We start from the raw sequence: 20,473 nt of genomic DNA on the forward strand, positions 1-20,473 counted from the left end.
TAGTCATTATGACTATTCATATTGCAGTCAATATGACAACATGCATTGTCAAAATGACAGCGAGGCAGACATGAGCTTTTCCGTAGACGTGCTGGCGAAGATCGCCATTGAACTGCAAACCGGCATCGGCCATCAGGACCGCTTTCAGCGGCTGATCTCCACGCTGCGCCACGTGCTGGCATGCGATGCCTCGGCGCTGCTGCGCTACGAGGGGCGACAGTTTATTCCGCTGGCTATCGACGGGCTGTCCAGAGACGTTCTCGGGCGGCGTTTTACCCTTGAAGGTCATCCGCGGCTGGAGACCATCGCCCGGGCCGGGGACGTGGTGCGTTTCCCGGCGGACAGCGATTTGCCCGACCCGTACGACGGGCTTATTCCGGGCCAGGAGAGCCTGAAGGTGCACGCCTGTATCGGCCTGCCGCTGTTTGCCGGGCAAAACCTGATTGGGGCGCTGACGCTCGACGGCATGTCGCCGGACCAGTTCGACACCTTCAGCGACGAAGAGCTGCGCCTGATTGCCGCGCTGGCCGCCGGGGCGCTGAACAACGCCCTGCTGATTGAACAGCTGGAGAGCCAGAACATTCTTCCCGGCAGCCCGGCGGCGTTTGAGCAGGTGGCGCATACGGAGATGATTGGCCTTTCGCCGGGCATGGCGCAGCTCAAAAAAGAGATTGAGATCGTCGCCGCCTCCGATTTGAACGTGCTGATCTTCGGGGAAACCGGCACAGGTAAAGAGCTGGTGGCAAAGTCCATTCACGAAGCCTCGCCGCGCGCGGTGAACCCGCTGGTGTACCTCAACTGCGCCGCGCTGCCGGAGAGCGTGGCGGAAAGCGAGCTGTTTGGCCACGTCAAAGGGGCGTTTACCGGGGCCATCAGCAACCGCAGCGGCAAGTTTGAAATGGCCGATAACGGCACGCTGTTTCTGGATGAGATTGGTGAGCTTTCCCTGTCGTTACAGGCCAAGCTCCTGCGCGTGTTGCAGTACGGCGATATCCAGCGCGTGGGGGATGACCGCAGCCACAGAGTGGACGTGCGCGTGCTGGCGGCGACGAACCGCGACCTGCGTGAAGAGGTACTGGCCGGGAACTTCCGCGCTGACCTGTTCCACCGCCTGAGCGTGTTCCCGCTTACCGTGCCGCCGCTCCGCGAGCGCGGGGACGACGTGCTGCTGCTGGCGGGCTTTTTCTGTGAGCAGTGCCGTCTCAGGATGGGGCTTTCCCGCGTGGTGTTAAGCCCGGGGGCGAGAGCGCATCTGCTGAGCTACGGCTGGCCGGGCAACGTGCGCGAGCTGGAGCATGCGATTTACCGCGCGGTGGTGCTGGCGCGGGCAACGCGTTCGGGTGATGAGGTGGTGATCCACGCGCGTCATTTTGCGTTGCATGATGACGCCGTACAGGCGGTGGCCCAGCGTGAGCCAGAGAGTGCCAATGAGAACCTGCGCGAGGCGACGGAAGCGTTCCAGCGCCAGATGATTACCCGCGCGCTGGAGCAGAACAACCGCAGCTGGGCGGCGTGCGCGCGGGCGCTGGAGATGGACGTCGCCAACCTGCACCGGCTGGCGAAGCGTCTGGGGCTTAAATAATCCCGGCCTGGTAGAAATCCTGCAGGTTAATGGCGCCGCACAGCCTGCCGGCGTCATCCACCACCGGCGCGGCGGTGATTTTACGCTTCATCAGACTCTCTTTGGCCTCAATGGCGCGGCTCTCGGCGTTCAGCGTCAGCCCGCCCTGGGTCATCGCTTCCGAAACCCGCGCTTCCAGCCTGCCGCCGCCCACCAGCCAGCGGCGCAGGTCGCCGTCGGTAAAGACGCCCTTCACGAAGCCGTCGCTGTCGCAAACCGCCACCAGGCCCAGGCCGGTGCGGCTGAGCTCCAGCATCGCGTCCATGACGCTGGTGTCGAGTTTAACCTGCGGAATGGCATCGTCGGTGCGCATCAGGTGATGCACTTTATTGAGCAGCCTCGCGCCGAGTGCCCCCGCCGGATGCGAACGGGCAAAATCTTCTTCGTTAAAGCCGCGCGCCTGCATCACCGCCATCGCCAGTGCGTCGCCCATCATCAGGGTGTTAACGGTGCTGGAGGTCGGGGCGAGGTGCATCGGGCAGGCTTCGCGCTCGACGGAAATGTCCAGCGTCGCTTTGGCGGCCAGCGCCAGCGGCGAGCGGGACTTCCCGGTCATCGCCAGCAGAGCGACCGACTTTTCCTGCAGGCGCGGAATAATGAGATCCAGCTCTTTCGCCGAGCCGGAGTAGGAGATAAACAGCATCACGTCGCGGCTTTCAATCATTCCCAGATCGCCGTGCAGCGCTTCCGCCGGATGCACGAAGAAAGCAGGCGTTCCGGTGCTGGCCAGCGTCGCGGCGATCTTTTTGCCAATATGGCCGGATTTCCCGATCCCGGAGACAATCACCTTTCCTTCGCAGTGAATAATGGTGTTGGCCGCGCGAACAAACTCCTCGCCCAGGCGCTCCGGCAGGCGGCTGGCTTCCTGCAGCTCCAGCATCAGGGTCTGGCGGCCCGCGTTTAACAGAAAATCACTCATCTTTCTCTCCGGTTACGATCACGTCGATGCCTTTTTCTTCCAGCGCTTTTTTGAACGCCGGGTCGATACCCGCGTCGGTAATCAGCTTGTCGACGCTCTCCAGGCTACAGACAATGTTGGGACTTTTGCGGCCAAACTTCGACGAGTCCGCCATCAGAATCACTTCCCGCGCGGCGTTGCACATCGCTTTGCTGACGCTGAACACCTCGTTGAAGGTGGTAACGCCCGCGTTCAGGTCGATGCCGTCAGTGCCCATAAACAGTTTATCGAAGCTGAAGTGGTCGAAGGCGTTCTCCGCCAGCTGGCCGTGAAACGATGCGGATTTTTTACGGAAGGTACCGCCGGGCATCAGGATGGTCTGTTCGCTGTCAAACTCCGACAGGGCGTTGACGATGTGCAGGCTGTTGGTCATCACCGTGATGTTATTAAAGCGGCTGAGCAGGGGGATCATCTGCAGGACGGTGCTGCCGGCGTCAAGGATAATGGAGTCGCCATCGTGGATAAATTTCACCGCCGCTTCGGCGATCAGCGCCTTCTGGTGGGTGTTGATCAGCGTTTTGTGATCGATAGGCGGGTCCGCTTCGTCCTTATTGAGCACCACGCCGCCGTAGGTTCGAATGACGGCGCCAGAGTTTTCGAGCAATACCAGATCCTTGCGTATTGTTGTGCCGGTGGTGTCAAAGTAGTGGGCCAGATCGTCTACCGAGCATTTTCCCTGCTTTTGCAGATGCTCAAGAATGGCCGCCTGCCGCTGACGAGGTTTCATAGGCGCTTCGTTCCTTAGGTTGCGAAATGATAATTTCGCAAGTCTATAGCTTTCACAACGAAATTATCCATGTTTCAGATTAAGCGCTAATGATAGTGCATTCTGACAGAGTGGATCATGGGGAAAGATCACATCAGGCCGCAATTCCTGCAGCGAAATGCCGTTAATTGCCTGGATTTTCACCGGTCGCGCGAAGACCGTCATGCCGCGCATGATGAGCGAATCGCAGACGTTATTATTTTCATCCAGCGCCACGGCGACGACGACCCGCGGTTTGAAGCGTCCGCCGGAACGCCCGACGCCCACGCGGCCTTTCTGACACAGGGCGTCAAACGCGCGGTTAAACTGGTGGATCTGCCAGCCGCCAAACGCCATCTGGCAGATCCAGGCGAGGGCGGCGACGGTGATGAGTGCGGTGACCATATCGGCTCCTTATTATGTTCCCTCTCCCGGTGGGAGAGGGTTAGGGTGAGGGCATCAGGCCGCTCGATCAGAACATCACCTGCCCGCCGGTGACGTTAATCGACTGTCCGGTGCAGTAAGACGCTTTCGGGCTGGCGTAAAACAGCAGCATGTTCAGCACGTCCTGATAGTCGCACCCGCGCTTGAGCGGCACTTTATCGATATAGTACTGCTCCACCTCGTCCGCTTTGATGCCAAGCTTGGTGGCGTACTGCGGCAGCAGGGACTGGAACATCGGCGATTTCAGCAGGTTGCCCAGCATCAGCGAGTGAACGGTAATACCGTATTCGGCCAGATCCAGCGCCAGAGACTGCGTCAGCCCCACGCCGCCAAACTTCGCCGCGCTGTAGCCGGAGTTGTGCTTGCTGCCCACCTTCCCTGATTTTGAGTTGATCTGAATGATGCGCCCCTGAATGCCGTCGCGGATCATCAGACGGGAAAACTCGCGGGCGCAGAGGAAATAGCCCACCAGGTTCACCTGCAGCGAGCGGTCAAAATCCCCCAGCGCGAAATCGCTGATAAAGGCCGCTTTCGCAATCCCCGCGCTGTAGACCAGCAGATCGGTACGCCCAAAAATCTCGTCCACGCCGCGGGCCAGCGCCATCACGCTCTGCTCGCTGGTGGCGTCGGCACCAAAGCCGTACGCCATCCCCTCACCAAACTCGGTGTTGATGGTATCCGCCACGCGGGCGGCTTTTTCACTCTGAATGTCCACTACCGCCACGCGGTAACCCTCTGCGGCAAGCCCACGGCAGAGGAACTCGCCTAAGGTTTGTCCCCCACCAATGACAACGGCAACCTGACTCATGTGTATCTCCTTAATTACGCAACAAATTTTAACGTGCAGCCTGGGATCACAGCCTGCGGAACCGGGCCCGCCACGTGAACCGTACCGGGATACTCCGCCTGCGGCTGGCCGTCAAAACGCAGGGTGATGTGGCCCAGCTCGCGCAGGTTTTGCTCGGCCACGTCGCCGACGGCGGTCACGGCATAGCGCGCCTCTCCCAGCTCAAGCAGGCTTCCTGCCTTCAGCTCACCGTTAAGCTCGCCGTGGCAGTGGATAAAACAAAACTCTTCGATATCCGCCGGGGCGCCTTCCCGGAAAGTGATCAGCATCTGGTCGCTCAGCGCGTCGGCGGCGCTCTGGCCGATGCGGGTAATGGTGGTCTGGTAAATCACGGTCATGGCAGGAACCTCTTATTGATAGATAAAGCCGGAGACAAACCAGGCAATCAGCACCGTCGGTGCGCCCGTCAGGAAGCGGCTGACCAGGACGGACGGTACGCCCACGCGCACGGTGTCCTGCCGCGCTTCGGCCAGCGACAAACCAACCGGGATGAAGTCGCACGCCGCCTGCGCGTTAATGGCAAACAGGGCGGGCAGGGCGAGGTGCGGGGGAATGTTGCCCAGGCCGATCTGCACGCCAATCAGCACGCCGATGACCTGGGCAATCACCGCGCCCGGGCCGAGGAACGGCGACAGCAGCGGGAAGGAGCAGATCAGCGCCAGCGTCACCAGCCCGAGCGGGTGGCTGGCGAGCGGGGCGAGGCCGTGGGCAATCCAGTCGCCCAGGCCGGACGCCATGATGATGCCGATGAGCGCCGAGACGAACGCCATAAACGGCAGGATGGTTTTCAGCACCGTGTCGATGGTGTCGCGCCCGGACTGGAAGAGCACCGCCACGGCGGACCCCATGCCCATCCCGACCTTCGCCAGCAGCCCGTCGCTCTGTTCGGTGATCTTCTTGCTGGTGTCGTACTCGCGCGGTGCCGCTTTTTGCGGCGCGGCAGTGCCATTCACTAGAGTGATGTTGTCCTCCTTCACGCCCGAGACATAAATGTCTTCAAGGATGTACTGCGCCAGCGGGCCAGATTTTCCGGTGGAGTGAATATTCACCGTCGGAATACGACGCTTCGGATAGATGCCGCAGCGCAGCGTGCCGCCGCAGTCGATGACCGCCACGCCGATTTCCGCCTCCGGCGGTTCGCCTTCCTTGAAGCCGTCGACCGCTTCCCAGCCGGTCAGCTCGCGCAGCCTGTCAACGATCGCCGGGCGCGTGCCCGCGGTGATGTAAACGATCTTTTTGCCTTCGGTGGCGTCGAACTCCAGCGGGCCGCCCCAGCCGCCCGTGCCTTTCTCAATGCGGATCCGGTTCATGCTGTGGCTCCTGAAAGATGGACTTTTTGTTCAAGCTGAATGCCCATTTTCTTCTCGAAAATGGCGGTGGTGAGGTCCGTCACCCAGCCGCGGAAGAAGTTGGTCACCAGACCAACCAGCAGATAGCTCACCGCCAGCGGGCCGAGCGGCAGGCCAAGGGTGGTGAGTCCGCTGGCGATCCCGAGATAGACAAACAGCTCGCCGGGGTTGATGTGCGGGAACAGGCCGTTCATGGAATGGCAGCTGTAGGAGGCGGCGGCGTAATAGCTCGGCTTGTACTTTTCCGGCATGAAGCGACCGAGGCTTAAGGTCATCGGGTTGCAGAACACGAAGGTGCCGATGAAGGGTAAAACCAGGTAGCGGGACAGCGGGTTCCCGGCGCAGCGCTGGGCGAAGCGTTCAATGCGCTGCTGGCCGATAAAGTTAATCAGCGCGTTCATGATCACCAGCAGGCTGATCAGCAGGGGCAGGATCCCGGTCACCATGCCGGTGAACACTTCTCCGCCTTTCTGAAACAGCCCGATGAACCACTCGGCGCCATGGGTGATGGTTTCTATCATTCTTCTCTCCTGTGGGGCTTTTTTGTTTTTGTCTGACTGCGGTTAATAATAATCACTTTGAAAGGTTTTAAAGTGTTAGTTAGATCTCACAATGAAAGAAAAATGGATTATTTTGAAAGTTAATTGATGGAGTGAATGGTTTTCGGTGGAAAAAAGGGCGGATTTGCGTTGGGGAGGTGCGTACCGCTTCCTTGAGGTGTTGCGGATGCTTTACCATACTGGGTTCTTATCGAACCCGTTAAATGGATGTCTCATGTTCAAGCGTCGTTATGCAGCGCTGTTGCCTGCGCTTATTCTGCTGTCTGCCTGTAGCAGCAAACCTAAGACCGAAGCCGTTCAGCAAACGGCGGGCGCGCCTTCCGGGGGATTCCTGCTGGAGCCGCAGCACAATATGATGCAGATGGGCGGCGACTTCGCGAATAACCCGGCGGCCGAGCAGTTCATCGATAAAATGGTGAGCAAACACGGCTTTGACAGACAGCAGCTGCACGAAATTTTGTCGCAGGCCAAGCGTCTGGACTACGTGCTGCGCCTGATGGACAGGCAGGCGCCGACGGCTCAGGTGCCGAGCGGGCCGAACGGAGCGTGGCTGCGCTATCGCAAACAGTTTATTACCCCGGACAACGTGCAAAACGGCGTGGCGTTCTGGAATCAGTATGAAGATGCGCTCAACCGCGCGTGGCAGGTGTACGGCGTACCGCCTGAAATCATCGTCGGGATTATCGGCGTTGAAACCCGCTGGGGCCGCGTGATGGGGAAAACCCGCATCCTCGACGCGCTGGCGACGCTCTCCTTTAACTACCCGCGCCGCGCGGAATATTTCTCTTCCGAGCTGGAAACCTTCCTGCTGATGGCGCGCAACGAAAAGGACGACCCGCTGGATCTGAAAGGGTCGTTTGCCGGCGCGATGGGCTACGGCCAGTTTATGCCGTCCTCCTATAAGCAGTACGCCGTCGACTTTAACGGGGATGGTCATATCAACCTGTGGGATCCGGTGGATGCCATCGGCAGCGTGGCGAACTACTTCAAAGCGCACGGCTGGACGCCGGGTGGTCAGGTTGCCGTTCAGGCAAATGGCGAGGCGTTTGGCCTGGAAAACGGCTTCAAAACCAAATATAGCGTCGCACAGCTGACGGCGGCGGGCTTAACGCCAACCCAGCCGCTGGGCAATGTTGACCAGGTGAGCCTGCTGCGCCTGGACGTGGGAACCGGCTATCAGTACTGGTACGGCATGCCGAACTTCTACACCATTACCCGTTATAACCACAGCACCCACTACGCAATGGCCGTGTGGCAGCTGGGGCTGGCGGTGTCTCAGGCCCGCGTGCCGGCAGCGTCGCCGTTTAGTCAGTAAGTTGTCTTATTCCTCCCTCTCCCTTTGGGAGAGGGCTGGGGTGAGGGCAACCCGCGCCCATCCAGGTTTTTCAGAAACATTTCGCCACACTCCCTTTTCAAACGCGCCATTTACAACTCAATCGCCTTTCATTATTGTTATGTTATAACATTTAATGTGGTATCGAGATGTCAATGTCCCTTTTCTCTCTCTCTGCGCCGGTTCGGCTTTTGCTGGCGCTGGTACTTGTTGTTTTCATCGGGCTGGCCGTGCGCTGGGCGGTGGCATTGCCATGATAGTGATGAATGCGCTCACGGCGGGCTATGACCGCCAGCCGGTTACGCGTCCTCTTTCGGGCGTGATCGAACGGGGAAGCATGACCGCCATTATCGGCGCTAACGGCTGCGGGAAATCCACGCTGCTGAAAACGCTGGCGGGGTTTATTCCTCCCGTGAGCGGCGGCTTCCGCTGGCAGGGAAAGCGCCCGGTAATCGGCTGGCTGGCACAGCGTCACGCGCTGGAGGCACAGTTTCCGCTGACCGTACAGGACGTCGTCAGCATGGGCTGCTGGCCGCGCATATCGCTTTTTTCCGGGTTTCGCCGCGAAACGCGGTTGCGCATCAGGAGCGCGCTGGAGCGCGTCGGGCTGGAATCCTTGGCGTTATCCACCCTCGATGAACTCTCCGGCGGCCAGTTTCAGCGCATGCTGTTTGCCCGCGTCCTGGTGCAGCAGGCGCCGCTGGTAATGCTCGATGAGCCCTTTACCGGCGTCGATGAAGCCACCTGCAACGTGTTAATGGATTTGATGCTGGAGATGTATATGCAGGGGCAAACGCTGCTCGCGGTACTGCACGACAGCGAGCGCGTGTCGCGCCACTTCCCGCAAACCTTACGGCTGGATGCTGACGTTCCCCAGTGGAAAACCGAACGGGTGAGGGTGGCATGATCTGGCATCTTTTTTTTCAGCCGTTTATTGAGTACGGCTTTATGCGCCGCGCGCTGGTGGTTTGCCTGGCGCTTTCCGTCAGCATCACCGCGCTCGGCGTGTTTCTGCAGCTGCGTCGCATGAGCCTGATGGGCGACGCGCTTTCTCACGCCATTTTGCCGGGTGTCGCCGCGGGATACCTGCTCAGCGGCATGTCGCTGCTGGCAATGAGTACTGGCGGTTTTATCGCGGGAATTACCGTAGCGCTGATGGCCGGTCTGGTCAGCCGACGCACGCCGCTTAAAGAGGATGCCAGCTTTGCCGGGTTTTACCTTGGCTCACTGGCGCTGGGCGTCACGCTGGTGTCGCTTCGCGGGTCGAATGTCGATCTGCTGCATCTGCTGTTTGGATCCATCCTCGCCGTGGACAACGACGCCGCGCTGTTCGTCACGGGCGTTTGCATGTTCACCCTTATCACGCTGGCGATTTTCTATCGCGGGCTGGTCACGGAAGCGTTTGATACCGCCTGGCTCCAGGTGAACGCTCGCTGGCTGCCTGGCCTGCTGCACGGACTGTTTCTGGCGCTGCTGGTGCTTAACCTGGTGGCCGGTTTTCAGGTCCTCGGTACGCTAATGGCCGTCGGGCTGATGATGCTGCCGGCCGTGGCGGCCCGCTGCTGGGTGCGCACGCTGCCGGGGTTGCTCCTGATGGCGGGCATCAGCGGTATTTTCTGCGCGTGGCTGGGGCTGAGCCTCTCCTGGGCAATGAGTTTGCCTGCCGGGCCATCCATCGTGCTCACCGCCAGCGCGCTGTTTTTTATTTCCATTTTACTGGGGACGCGAAGCAGGCTCGCAGGCAGCCTGCGCGCGCTTTTTTAACGCAAGGGGAAACGATGAAACGTACAGGATTAGCAGTGACGCTCGCGCTGGGGATGATGTCACACGGCGTGATGGCGAAAACGCTGAATGTGGTCACCAGCTTTTCGATATTGGGGGATATCACGCAGGAGGTGGGCGGCGATCGCGTGAACGTGACGACGCTGGTGGGGCCGGACGGCGATCCTCATACCTTCGAGCCGTCACCGAAAGACAGCGCGGCGCTGAGCAAGGCTGATGTGGTGGTAGTGAACGGTCTGGGTCTGGAGGGCTGGCTCGACCGCCTGGTGAAGGCCTCCGGGTTTAAAGGACAGCTAGTGGTGGCGTCGACCGGGGTGAAAACCCACACCCTGGAGGAAGAGGGCAAAACCGTGACCGATCCGCACGCGTGGAACAGCGCGGCGAACGGGGCGCTGTATGCACAAAATATTCTGAACGGGCTGGTGAAAGCCGATCCGCAAGATAAAGCGGCGCTCGAGGCTACCGGTAAGCCGTATATCGCGCAGCTGACGCAGCTGGATGGCTGGGCCAAAACGCGCTTTAGCCAGATCCCGCAGGCGAAGCGTAACGTGCTGACCAGCCATGACGCGTTCGGCTATTTCAGCCGCGCCTACGGCGTAAGATTTATGGCGCCGCAGGGACTGTCGTCTGAGAGCGAGGCCAGCGCGGCGCAGGTGGCTGAGATCATCAATCAGATTAAAGCTGACGGCGTGAAAACCTGGTTTATGGAAAATCAGCTCGATCCGCGGCTGGTGAAACAAATTGCGGCGGCGACGGGCGCTCAGCCAGGGGGAGAACTTTACCCGGAAGCGCTGTCGGCAAAAGGCGGGGTGGCAGACACCTACGTTAAGGCGTTTCGCCACAACGTGAATACCCTCGCTGACAGCATGAAATAGCGTTCTTCCAGGCCGGTGCGCCCGCACCGGCTTTTTTCTGAAGCCCCCTCGTAAAACCTGAAGCGTATCCCCATATCTGATGAGAAAGTGCTATCTTGTGCAGCACGTTTTTCTGATGCCTGGAGCGAGAATGACTGACCATGAATTGATGCAGCTGAGCGAGATAGTTGGCCTGGCGCTTAAGCAACGTGGTGCGACGATAACCACCGCAGAGTCCTGTACCGGCGGCTGGGTAGCGAAAGCGATTACCGATATTGCCGGCAGTTCCGCCTGGTTTGAACGTGGCTTTGTGACCTACAGTAACGAAGCTAAAGCACAGATGATTGGCGTACGCGAATCCACGCTTGAACAGCATGGTGCGGTCAGCGAACCGGTGGTGATCGAGATGGCCATTGGTGCGCTCAAAGAGGCGCGGGCAGATTACGCGATTTCCATTAGCGGCATCGCAGGTCCGGACGGCGGCAGCGACGTGAAGCCTGTCGGCACCGTATGGTTTGGGTTTGCCACCTCCAGAGGAGAGGGAATCACCCGCCGGGAGTGCTTTAGCGGCGATCGCGAAAGCGTGCGCCGTCAGGCTACCGTTTATGCGTTAAAAACGCTCTGGCAACAATTTCTACAAAACACTTGATACTGTATGACCATACAGTATAATTGCACCAACAGAACAGAAATCCACGGTGAAGCACAGTCGCTTCTCCCGGCATGACAGGAGTAATAATGGCTATCGACGAAAACAAACAGAAAGCGTTGGCGGCAGCACTGGGCCAGATCGAAAAGCAATTCGGTAAAGGCTCCATCATGCGCCTGGGTGAAGACCGTTCCATGGACGTGGAAACTATCTCCACCGGTTCGCTTTCTCTGGATATCGCACTGGGCGCTGGCGGTTTGCCGATGGGCCGTATCGTAGAAATCTACGGACCGGAATCCTCGGGTAAAACCACCCTGACCCTGCAGGTTGTTGCAGCGGCGCAGCGCGAAGGTAAAACCTGTGCGTTTATCGATGCTGAGCACGCGCTGGACCCTGTCTATGCCCGTAAGCTGGGTGTTGATATCGACAACCTGCTGTGTTCCCAGCCGGATACCGGCGAGCAGGCACTGGAAATTTGTGACGCGCTGGCGCGTTCTGGTGCGGTTGACGTGATCATCGTCGACTCCGTTGCGGCACTGACGCCAAAAGCGGAAATCGAAGGTGAAATCGGTGACTCTCACATGGGCCTCGCGGCACGTATGATGAGCCAGGCGATGCGTAAGCTGGCCGGTAACCTGAAGCAGTCCAACACGCTGCTGATCTTCATCAACCAGATCCGTATGAAAATTGGTGTGATGTTCGGTAACCCGGAAACCACTACCGGTGGTAACGCCCTGAAATTCTACGCCTCTGTCCGTCTGGATATCCGCCGTATCGGCGCGGTGAAAGAGGGCGAGAACGTGGTCGGTAGCGAAACCCGCGTGAAGGTTGTGAAGAACAAAATCGCCGCGCCGTTTAAACAGGCTGAGTTCCAGATCCTCTACGGCGAAGGCATCAACTTCCTCGGCGAGCTGGTTGACCTGGGCGTGAAAGAAAAGCTGATTGAAAAAGCGGGCGCCTGGTACAGCTACAACGGAGACAAGATTGGTCAGGGTAAAGCGAATGCTATCTCCTGGCTGAAAGAGAACCCGGCTGCAGCGAAAGAGATTGAGAAGAAGGTGCGTGAGCTTCTGCTGAATAACCAGGACTCCAAACCTGATTTCGTGGTGGACGCCGCGGATGCTGAAGAAACCAACGAAGACTTTTAAGTCTCTCGTGTAAAGATGAAGGGCTGCTGATGCGGCCCTTTTTGCATTTCTGAATCTGCAGGTTTTTTTATGAGTGAATCCACATCACGTCGACCCGCCTACGCGCGCTTACTGGACCGTGCGGTGCGCATCCTTGCCGTGCGTGACCACAGCGAACAAGAGCTACGGCGAAAACTGTCTGCACCCGTGATGAGCAAAAACGGACCGGAAGAGATTGATGCCACGGCGGAAGATTACGACCGCGTGATCGCCTGGTGCTATGAGCATCACTATCTTGACGACGAGCGCTTTGCTTCCCGCTTTCTCGCCAGCCGTGGCCGCAAAGGATACGGGCCCGCGCGCATTCGGCAGGAGCTGAACCAGAAAGGGGTTGCCCGTGAATCGATTGAAAAAGCGATGCGCGAATGCGATACCGACTGGTGCGAATTGGCAAAAGAACAGGCGATTCGGAAATACGGCGAACCGCTGCCGCGTGAATTTTCAGAAAAAGTCAAAATCCAACGCTTTTTGCTCTACCGCGGCTTTCTGATGGAAGATATTCAGGATATCTGGCGTAATTTTGCCGATTGAACGCATGCGGGATTTTACTTCCCACCCAAGAAAACTTATCTTATTCCCACTTTTTCCAGTAGCTGGTCTGTCCAACGGTTTACCGATACAGGCTGGCTACGACATTTCGTTAGCTTGATTTCAGGATAATTATGAGCAAGAGCACCGCTGAGATCCGTCAGGCGTTTCTCGATTTTTTCCATAGTAAGGGACACCAGGTTGTTGCCAGCAGCTCCCTGGTACCGAACAACGATCCGACTCTGCTGTTTACCAACGCCGGGATGAACCAGTTCAAGGACGTGTTCCTTGGTCTCGACAAGCGTAATTATTCCCGCGCCACAACCTCACAGCGTTGCGTGCGTGCGGGCGGTAAACACAACGACCTGGAAAACGTCGGTTACACCGCGCGTCACCATACTTTCTTCGAAATGCTGGGTAACTTCAGCTTCGGCGACTACTTCAAACACGATGCTATCCAGTACGCATGGGAACTGCTGACCGGTGAAAACTGGTTCAACCTGCCGAAAGAGCGTCTGTGGGTTACCGTCTATGAAACCGATGACGAAGCCTACGAAATCTGGGAAAAAGAAGTCGGTATCCCGCGCGAGCGTATTATTCGCATTGGTGATAACAAAGGCGCGCCATACGCGTCTGACAACTTCTGGCAGATGGGTGATACCGGTCCTTGCGGTCCGTGCACCGAGATCTTCTACGATCACGGCGACCATATCTGGGGCGGCCCTCCTGGCAGCCCGGAAGAAGACGGCGATCGCTACATTGAGATCTGGAACATCGTTTTCATGCAGTTCAACCGTCAGGCCGACGGTACGATGGAGCCGCTGCCGAAACCTTCCGTTGATACCGGTATGGGTCTGGAGCGTATTGCCGCGGTTCTGCAGCACGTTAACTCCAACTACGAGATTGACCTGTTCAGCACCCTGATCAAAGCGGTGGCGGAAGTGACCGGCGCGACCGATCTGAACAACAAATCTCTTCGCGTTATCGCGGACCATATTCGTTCCTGTGCGTTCCTGATTGCCGACGGCGTTATCCCGTCGAATGAGAACCGTGGCTACGTGCTGCGTCGCATCATTCGTCGTGCTATCCGTCACGGCAACATGCTGGGCGCGAAGGACACCTTCTTCTATAAACTCGTTGGGCCACTGATTGGCGTGATGGGTGCTGCCGGTGATGAGCTGAAACGCCAGCAGGCGCAGGTCGAACAGGTACTGAAAACCGAAGAAGAGCAGTTTGCACGTACGCTGGAGCGCGGTCTGGCGCTGCTGGACGAAGAGCTGGCGAAGCTTAAAGGCGACACGCTGGATGGCGAAACCGCTTTCCGCCTGTACGACACCTACGGCTTCCCGGTTGACCTGACGGCAGACGTCTGCCGCGAGCGCAACATCAAAGTTGACGAAGCGGGCTTCGAAGCCGCGATGGAAGAGCAGCGTCGTCGCGCGCGCGAGTCCAGCGGTTTCGGTGCAGACTACAACGCGATGATCCGCGTTGATAGCGCGTCTGAATTCAAAGGTTATGAAGCGCTGGAGCTGACCGGCAAAGTGACTGCCCTGTTTGTTGACGGTAAAGCCGTAGACAGCATCAGCGCAGGTCAGGATGCAGTCGTCATTCTGGACAAAACGCCGTTCTATGCGGAATCCGGCGGCCAGGTGGGCGATAAAGGTGAACTGAAAGGCAATGGCTTCAGCTTCAGCGTAAGCGACACCCAGAAATACGGTCAGGCGATTGGTCATCAGGGCAAACTGATTTCCGGTTCTCTGAAAGTGGGCGAGGGCGTTCAGGCTAACGTTGATGAAGCTCGCCGTGCGCGCATTCGTCTGAACCACTCTGCAACCCACCTGATGCACGCTGCCCTGCGCGACGTGCTGGGTACCCACGTTGCACAGAAAGGTTCTCTGGTTAACGACAAAGTGCTGCGTTTCGACTTCTCGCATTTTGAAGCGATGAAACCGTCTGAAATCCGTGCGGTGGAAGATCTGGTGAACGCGCAGATCCGTCGTAACCTGCCAATCGAGACCCACATCATGGAGCTCGAAGACGCGAAGAAAAAAGGTGCGATGGCGCTGTTTGGCGAGAAATATGACGACCGCGTTCGCGTGCTGAGCATGGGCGACTTCTCTACCGAGCTGTGTGGCGGTACGCACGCATCGCGCACCGGTGACATCGGCCTGTTCCGCATTGTTTCTGAATCAGGTACGGCGGCAGGTGTGCGTCGTATTGAAGCGGTGACCGGTGAAGGCGCAATCGCCAGCCTGCATGCGCAGAGCGATCAGCTGCACGACATCGCGCAGCTTCTGAAAGGCGATAGCCAGAACTTGGGCGAGAAAGTGCGCGTTGCGCTGGATCGCACGCGTCAGCTGGAAAAAGAGCTGCAGCAGCTGAAAGAGCAGGCTGCGGCGCAGGAGAGTGCAAACCTCTCCAGCAAAGCTGTAGACATTAAGGGCGTCAAACTGCTGGTCAGCGATCTGGCGGGCGTTGAGCCTAAGATGCTGCGTACTATGGTCGACGATCTCAAGAACCAGCTTGGTTCTACCGTTATCGTGCTGGCGACAGTGGCAGAAGGTAAGGTTTCTCTGATTGCGGGCGTCTCTAAGGATGTGACCGACCGCGTAAAAGCAGGGGAACTGATTGGTATGGTCGCTCAGCAGGTGGGCGGCAAGGGTGGCGGTCGTCCGGACATGGCGCAAGCCGGTGGTACGGATGCGGCGGCACTCCCTGCAGCATTGGCCAGCGTTGAAAGCTGGGTAAGCGCGAAACTGTAATAACTACAAAGCACAAGCAGACGCCATAGCGGTAACGTTATGGCGTCTTGTTCACTGTGCTATCGATAACGATAAAGTCAGGTTGAGTTTGTGTATATCGGCTAAACTTACGTTTAACAGAATGTGATGCCGTGACTGCTTACACTTTACGTGTTTGTCATCGCTTACTTTTTGGCGTTATATGATGGATAATGCCGGGATACAAGAGACCCGACTCTTTTAATCTTTCAAGGAGCAAAGAATGCTGATTCTGACTCGTCGAGTTGGTGAGACCCTCATGATTGGGGATGAGGTCACCGTGACAGTTTTAGGGGTAAAGGGTAACCAGGTACGTATTGGTGTTAACGCTCCTAAAGAAGTATCTGTCCACCGTGAAGAGATCTACCAGCGTATCCAGGCTGAAAAATCCCAGCAGTCCAGTTACTGATATTGTCGCGTCTCGCTGTCGGGCGAGACGCAACCTCTCCCGTCATTTTCCCTGCTTAAAGTTACCGTTTAATTTCAATCGCTCTCTTTTTAACCACTCCTTTGCCCTTTACTCGTCTCAACACCGCCATTTCTGCCCAGGTTTTCTGTGAAGATGACTGCAAAATCCGCTTATAAAACACCCTCTTTGCGGCTTTTACATGCGAATTGCGTGTGATTTGTGCAAACGATAAAAGCTTTTGGAAAATTGTTTGACTTATAAGTCCCAGAAAGTAATATATGCGCCACGCAGCGACGAGAAGCTCTTAACGAGTTACTCGAAGCACTCGAAAGAGGCGTTGTGTGGTGAGGTGGCCGAGAGGCTGAAGGCGCTCCCCTGCTAAGGGAGTATGCGGTCAAAAGCTGCATCCGGGGTTCGAATCCCCGCCTCACCGCCATTTTGCATCCGTAGCTCAGCTGGATAGAGTACTCGGCTACGAACCGAGCGGTCGGAGGTTCGAATCCTCCCGGATGCACCATCTATTACTTCATATTGCTTTAGAAGTGATATGAATATCGAGTAGTACAGTAGTAAATCCCGATGCATCCGTAGCTCAGCTGGATAGAGTACTCGGCTACGAACCGAGCGGTCGGAGGTTCGAATCCTCCCGGATGCACCATTTACTATTTCTGAAAGCAGTACCCTGATGCATCCGTAGCTCAGCTGGATAGAGTACTCGGCTACGAACCGAGCGGTCGGAGGTTCGAATCCTCCCGGATGCACCATTTACTGTTTCTAAAAGCATTTCCCGATGCATCCGTAGCTCAGCTGGATAGAGTACTCGGCTACGAACCGAGCGGTCGGAGGTTCGAATCCTCCCGGATGCACCATATTCTCCGAGATAATAGCCACGCTGTTGTTTCAAGGTCTGCGAGTTAATCGCAAGCACCAGGGAGGATAACGTTGCTTCAGCAACGGCCCGCAGGGCGAGGCGCAGCCGAGTAATCCTCCCGGATGCACCATCTTCTCCTTCTTTGTTTATTCCTTCGACGTTCCGTCAGTAATCACACTCTCAGTCAGCGACAAAAACCCCCTTTTGCGATAAAGTAATGCTTTGTTAATCGGTTAGCGAGAGCACGATGTACGCACAGTATGACGGTTTGATCTTCGATATGGATGGCACTCTCCTGGATACCGAACCTACGCATCGTCAAGCCTGGACTGACGTTCTGGGCCGCTACGGTATGCGTTTCGACCTTCAGGCGATGATTGCCCTCAACGGATCCCCCACCTGGCGTATTGCGCAGGCCGTGATTGAAATGAATCAGGCCGATCTCGACCCGCACCTGCTCGCGCGTGAAAAAACCGATGCGGTAAAAGCCATGCTTTTAGATACCGTACGCCCGCTTCCGCTGATTGATGTCGTGAAAGAGTGGCACGGACGTCGTCCGATGTCGGTGGGAACGGGCAGCGAAAGCGCGATTGCAGAAACTTTGCTCAATCATCTTGGCCTGCGCCACTATTTTTCTGCCGTGGTTGCCGCCGATCATGTTAAAAATCACAAGCCCGCACCGGACACCTTCCTGCTTTGCGCAGAGTTAATGGGCGTCCCGGCGGCAAAATGCGTTGTGTTTGAAGATGCCGATTTCGGTATTCAGGCCGCGCGTGATGCCGGCATGGCCGCGGTGGATGTGCGCTTACTGTGAGTGACGCGCTGTCACTTGCTTCATTATTCGCCAGCAGTTTTTTAAGCGCCACGCTGTTACCGGGAAATTCGGAAGTGGTGCTGGTGGCGATGCTGTTGTCCGGCGTGAGTCAGCCCTGGTTGCTGGTATTAATAGCAACAATGGGTAATAGCCTTGGAGGGCTGACTAACGTTATTCTTGGGCGTTTCTTTCCGCTGCGTGAAAAATCGCGCTGGCAGGAAAAGGCAGTCGGCTGGCTAAAACGCTATGGCGCTGCCACGCTGTTATTAAGCTGGATGCCTGTAATAGGCGATTTACTGTGTCTGCTGGCGGGATGGATGCGCATCTCCTGGGGGCCAGTGCTCTTTTTTTTGTGCCTTGGCAAGGCGTTGCGCTATGTTCTCGTGGCATGGGCAACGCTGCAGGGTATGACGTGGTGGCACTAATTGGTGGAATGAATACGCGACCTTCAATCGTCAACCATTACAATTATGCTGAGTAACATTACTTTGACAGGCGGGAGGTCAATTTGATCCCGGACGTATCTCAGGCGCTGGCCTGGCTGGAAAACCACCCTCAGGCATTGAAGGGTATTCAGCGTGGTCTTGAGCGTGAAACGCTGCGCGTTAACGCGGACGGTAGCTTAGCGACAACGGGTCACCCGAAGGCGTTAGGCTCGGCGCTGACACATAAATGGATCACAACCGATTTCGCTGAAGCGCTGCTGGAGTTCATTACCCCGGTAGAGGGTGATATTGATCGTATGCTGACGATCATGCGCGATATTCATCGCTATACCGCGCGTAATCTGGGCGACGAACGTATGTGGCCCCTCAGCATGCCGTGCTATATCGAGCAGGGCCAGGAAATTGAGCTGGCGCAGTACGGCACGTCAAATATTGGTCGGCTGAAAACGCTCTATCGTGAGGGGCTGAAAAACCGCTACGGTGCGTTGATGCAGACCATCTCTGGCGTGCATTACAATTTCTCGTTGCCGATGGCCTTCTGGCAGGCGAAATGCGGTGAAACCGATAAAGACGCCATCTCTGAAGGCTACTTCCGCCTGATCCGCAACTATTACCGTTTTGGCTGGGTGATCCCGTATCTGTTCGGCGCGTCGCCGGCCATTTGCTCATCATTCCTGCAGGGGAAACCGACCACGCTGCCGTTCGAGAAGACCGAGTGTGGGATGTACTACCTCCCGTACGCCACCTCTCTGCGCCTGAGCGATTTGGGTTATACCAATAAATCGCAAAGCAATCTCGGAATTACGTTTAACGAACTGCACGAATATGTGGCAGGATTGAAGCGGGCGATCAAAACTCCGTCGGAAGAGTACGAAAAAATCGGCCTCGAAAAAGACGGCAAGCGCCTGCAGATCAACAGCAACGTCCTGCAGATTGAAAACGAGCTGTATGCGCCTATTCGTCCTAAGCGCGTGACGCGCAGCGGTGAAACCCCGTCGGACGCGCTGCAGCGCGGCGGGATTGAATACATTGAAGTGCGCTCGCTGGATATCAACCCGTTCTCACCGATTGGCGTTGATGAACAGCAGATTCGCTTCCTGGATCTGTTTATGGTCTGGTGCGTGCTGGCGGATGCGCCTGAAATGAGTTCAGACGAGCTGCTCTGTACACGTACAAACTGGAACCGCGTGATTCTGGAAGGGCGTAAACCGGGTCTGACGCTGGGTATCGGCTGCGAAACCGCGCAGTTCCCGCTGACGAAAGTCGGTAAAGATCTGTTCCGTGACCTGAAGCGTGTTGCCCGGACGATGGACAGCATCGACGGCGGCGATGCGTATCAACAGATTTGCGACCAGCTGGTTGAATGCTTTGATAACCCGGAACTGACGTTCTCAGCACGCATTCTGCGTTCCATGATCGATCAGGGCATTGGCGGTACCGGGCGATCGCTTGCGGCGGAATACCGTGAGATGCTGATGCATGAGCCATTAGAAGTCTTGAGCGAAGCGGATTTTGTAGCGGAACGCGATGCGTCCGTTGTGCGTCAGAAAGAGGTTGAAGCGGCGGATACCGAGTCGTTTGAGGCGTTTCTGGCGAAGCAGGCTTAAGCAGAAAAGAAAAAGGCCACATCGCTGTGGCCAAAATATACATCTCTGAATTCAGGGATGATGATAACAAATGCGCGTCTTTCATATACTCAGACGCGCATTCTGTAGAAGAGTTCAGTTTATTTTAAAAAAAATCACTATCGGAGGTGACGTATGCCGTTATTAGATAGCTTTACTGTCGACCATACCCGTATGGAAGCACCTGCAGTCCGCGTGGCGAAGACCATGCACACTCCGCACGGCGACACGATCACCGTATTCGATCTGCGCTTCTGCGTGCCAAACAAAGAAGTGATGCCAGAGAAAGGCATTCACACGCTGGAGCACCTGTTTGCTGGCTTCATGCGTGACCACCTGAACGGCAACGGCGTTGAGATCATCGATATCTCTCCAATGGGCTGCCGTACCGGTTTCTACATGAGCCTGATTGGCGTGCCTGATGAGAAGCGCGTCGCGGACGCGTGGAAGGCGGCGATGGAAGACGTGCTGAAGGTGAAAGAGCAGAACCAGATCCCTGAGCTGAACGTTTACCAGTGCGGAACCTACCAGATGCACTCTCTGGAAGAAGCGCAGGAAATCGCGCGTCACATCATCGAGCGTGATGTTCGCGTGAACAGCAACGAAGAGCTGGCCCTGCCAAAAGAAAAACTGCAGGAACTGCACATCTAGTGCACCTTTTCCCTCTCCCT

21 protein-coding genes and 5 tRNA genes are annotated in these 20,473 nt (G+C 57.0%); 19 read left to right on the forward strand and 7 right to left on the reverse strand.

The genetic code is table 11. The annotated features are described in order from the left end of the window. Positions 1-70 precede the first annotated feature (70 nt). Entirely contained in the window at positions 71-1,582 is a 1,512-nt protein-coding gene (gene norR / locus M2433_RS21760; RefSeq protein ID WP_429057728.1) for a nitric oxide reductase transcriptional regulator NorR, read from the forward strand. On the opposite strand, the gene gutQ is transcribed toward norR, so the two are convergent. The 7 genes from gutQ to srlA form a co-directional block, all read right to left on the reverse strand. Further along, positions 1,575-2,540 (reverse strand): arabinose-5-phosphate isomerase GutQ, encoded by a 966-nt coding sequence (gene gutQ / locus M2433_RS21765; RefSeq protein WP_047348066.1) that lies wholly within the window; start codon positions 2,538-2,540, stop codon positions 1,575-1,577. The genes norR and gutQ overlap by 8 nt on opposite strands. After that, on the reverse strand, positions 2,533-3,306 hold the full coding sequence (gene srlR / locus M2433_RS21770) for a glucitol operon DNA-binding transcriptional repressor SrlR (protein WP_028016820.1): 774 nt from the start codon (positions 3,304-3,306) through the stop codon (positions 2,533-2,535). The genes gutQ and srlR overlap by 8 nt, the downstream gene beginning before the upstream one ends. A gap of 63 nt (positions 3,307-3,369) precedes the next feature. Beyond that, positions 3,370-3,729 carry a transcriptional regulator GutM gene (gutM, locus tag M2433_RS21775; protein WP_045286053.1) on the reverse strand — a complete coding sequence of 120 codons (360 nt, stop codon included), beginning with the start codon at positions 3,727-3,729 and terminating at the stop codon, positions 3,370-3,372. A gap of 67 nt (positions 3,730-3,796) precedes the next feature. After that, positions 3,797-4,576 carry a sorbitol-6-phosphate dehydrogenase gene (srlD, locus tag M2433_RS21780; protein ID WP_248191443.1) on the reverse strand — a complete coding sequence of 260 codons (780 nt, stop codon included), beginning with the start codon at positions 4,574-4,576 and terminating at the stop codon, positions 3,797-3,799. 14 nt (positions 4,577-4,590) lie between these two features. Beyond that, positions 4,591-4,953, reverse strand: a complete 363-nt coding sequence (gene srlB, locus M2433_RS21785; RefSeq protein ID WP_429057726.1) for a PTS glucitol/sorbitol transporter subunit IIA — start codon at positions 4,951-4,953, stop codon at positions 4,591-4,593. Positions 4,954-4,965: 12 nt separating this feature from the next. Then, on the reverse strand, positions 4,966-5,925 hold the full coding sequence (gene srlE, locus M2433_RS21790; protein WP_023308950.1) for a PTS glucitol/sorbitol transporter subunit IIB: 960 nt from the start codon (positions 5,923-5,925) through the stop codon (positions 4,966-4,968). Further along, the gene (gene srlA, locus M2433_RS21795; protein ID WP_023333189.1) at positions 5,922-6,485 is read right to left on the reverse strand and encodes a PTS glucitol/sorbitol transporter subunit IIC; all 564 of its coding nucleotides are present in this window, start codon (positions 6,483-6,485) and stop codon (positions 5,922-5,924) included. Before srlA ends, srlE begins: the two co-directional genes overlap by 4 nt. Positions 6,486-6,738: 253 nt before the next feature. Here srlA and mltB point away from each other — a divergent pair, with 253 nt between their 5' ends. The 18 genes from mltB to luxS all read left to right on the forward strand — a co-directional run bounded on the left by mltB (position 6,739) and on the right by luxS (position 20,453). Further along, positions 6,739-7,839: a lytic murein transglycosylase B gene (gene mltB / locus M2433_RS21800; RefSeq protein ID WP_429057724.1), complete on the forward strand. Its 1,101-nt coding sequence runs from the start codon at positions 6,739-6,741 to the stop codon at positions 7,837-7,839. Positions 7,840-8,110: 271 nt separating this feature from the next. Continuing rightward, positions 8,111-8,764, forward strand: coding sequence for a metal ABC transporter ATP-binding protein (locus M2433_RS21805; RefSeq protein WP_429057722.1), 654 nt, complete (start codon positions 8,111-8,113; stop codon positions 8,762-8,764). Beyond that, positions 8,761-9,621: a metal ABC transporter permease gene (locus M2433_RS21810; RefSeq protein WP_429057720.1), complete on the forward strand. Its 861-nt coding sequence runs from the start codon at positions 8,761-8,763 to the stop codon at positions 9,619-9,621. Before M2433_RS21805 ends, M2433_RS21810 begins: the two co-directional genes overlap by 4 nt. Before the next feature lie 14 nt (positions 9,622-9,635). Beyond that, positions 9,636-10,514: a metal ABC transporter substrate-binding protein gene (locus M2433_RS21815; protein WP_429057718.1), complete on the forward strand. Its 879-nt coding sequence runs from the start codon at positions 9,636-9,638 to the stop codon at positions 10,512-10,514. A gap of 130 nt (positions 10,515-10,644) precedes the next feature. After that, positions 10,645-11,142, forward strand: a complete 498-nt coding sequence (gene pncC, locus M2433_RS21820; protein WP_047348073.1) for a nicotinamide-nucleotide amidase — start codon at positions 10,645-10,647, stop codon at positions 11,140-11,142. Between the two features lie 89 nt (positions 11,143-11,231). Continuing rightward, positions 11,232-12,290 (forward strand): recombinase RecA, encoded by a 1,059-nt coding sequence (gene recA / locus M2433_RS21825; RefSeq protein WP_028014189.1) that lies wholly within the window; start codon positions 11,232-11,234, stop codon positions 12,288-12,290. A gap of 69 nt (positions 12,291-12,359) precedes the next feature. Next, a complete protein-coding gene (gene recX, locus M2433_RS21830) occupies positions 12,360-12,860 on the forward strand; it encodes a recombination regulator RecX (RefSeq protein ID WP_174340990.1) in 501 nt (166 codons plus the stop codon). Between the two features lie 131 nt (positions 12,861-12,991). Beyond that, entirely contained in the window at positions 12,992-15,619 is a 2,628-nt protein-coding gene (gene alaS / locus M2433_RS21835) for an alanine--tRNA ligase (RefSeq protein ID WP_429057715.1), read from the forward strand. Between the two features lie 241 nt (positions 15,620-15,860). Continuing rightward, entirely contained in the window at positions 15,861-16,046 is a 186-nt protein-coding gene (gene csrA, locus M2433_RS21840; protein WP_000906486.1) for a carbon storage regulator CsrA, read from the forward strand. Positions 16,047-16,389: 343 nt separating this feature from the next. Next, a tRNA-Ser gene (locus M2433_RS21845) sits at positions 16,390-16,482 on the forward strand. 4 nt (positions 16,483-16,486) lie between these two features. Next, positions 16,487-16,563 (forward strand) — tRNA-Arg (locus M2433_RS21850). Between the two features lie 64 nt (positions 16,564-16,627). After that, positions 16,628-16,704 (forward strand) — tRNA-Arg (locus M2433_RS21855). A 29-nt stretch (positions 16,705-16,733) separates the two neighbouring features. Next, positions 16,734-16,810 (forward strand) — tRNA-Arg (locus M2433_RS21860). A gap of 28 nt (positions 16,811-16,838) precedes the next feature. After that, positions 16,839-16,915: transfer RNA gene (locus M2433_RS21865), tRNA-Arg, on the forward strand. A 249-nt stretch (positions 16,916-17,164) separates the two neighbouring features. After that, the gene (gene yqaB, locus M2433_RS21870) at positions 17,165-17,731 is read left to right on the forward strand and encodes a fructose-1-phosphate/6-phosphogluconate phosphatase (RefSeq protein ID WP_429057700.1); all 567 of its coding nucleotides are present in this window, start codon (positions 17,165-17,167) and stop codon (positions 17,729-17,731) included. Then, positions 17,728-18,156: a YqaA family protein gene (locus tag M2433_RS21875; RefSeq protein ID WP_008499541.1), complete on the forward strand. Its 429-nt coding sequence runs from the start codon at positions 17,728-17,730 to the stop codon at positions 18,154-18,156. Before yqaB ends, M2433_RS21875 begins: the two co-directional genes overlap by 4 nt. A gap of 83 nt (positions 18,157-18,239) precedes the next feature. Further along, positions 18,240-19,784 (forward strand): glutamate--cysteine ligase, encoded by a 1,545-nt coding sequence (gene gshA, locus M2433_RS21880; protein ID WP_429057698.1) that lies wholly within the window; start codon positions 18,240-18,242, stop codon positions 19,782-19,784. A 153-nt stretch (positions 19,785-19,937) separates the two neighbouring features. Then, positions 19,938-20,453: an S-ribosylhomocysteine lyase gene (gene luxS / locus M2433_RS21885; protein ID WP_047646219.1), complete on the forward strand. Its 516-nt coding sequence runs from the start codon at positions 19,938-19,940 to the stop codon at positions 20,451-20,453. Positions 20,454-20,473 lie beyond the last annotated feature (20 nt).

The sequence above is a fragment of the Enterobacter sp. AC1 genome, from assembly GCF_050434705.1.
Lineage (GTDB): Bacteria > Pseudomonadota > Gammaproteobacteria > Enterobacterales > Enterobacteriaceae > Enterobacter > Enterobacter cloacae_L.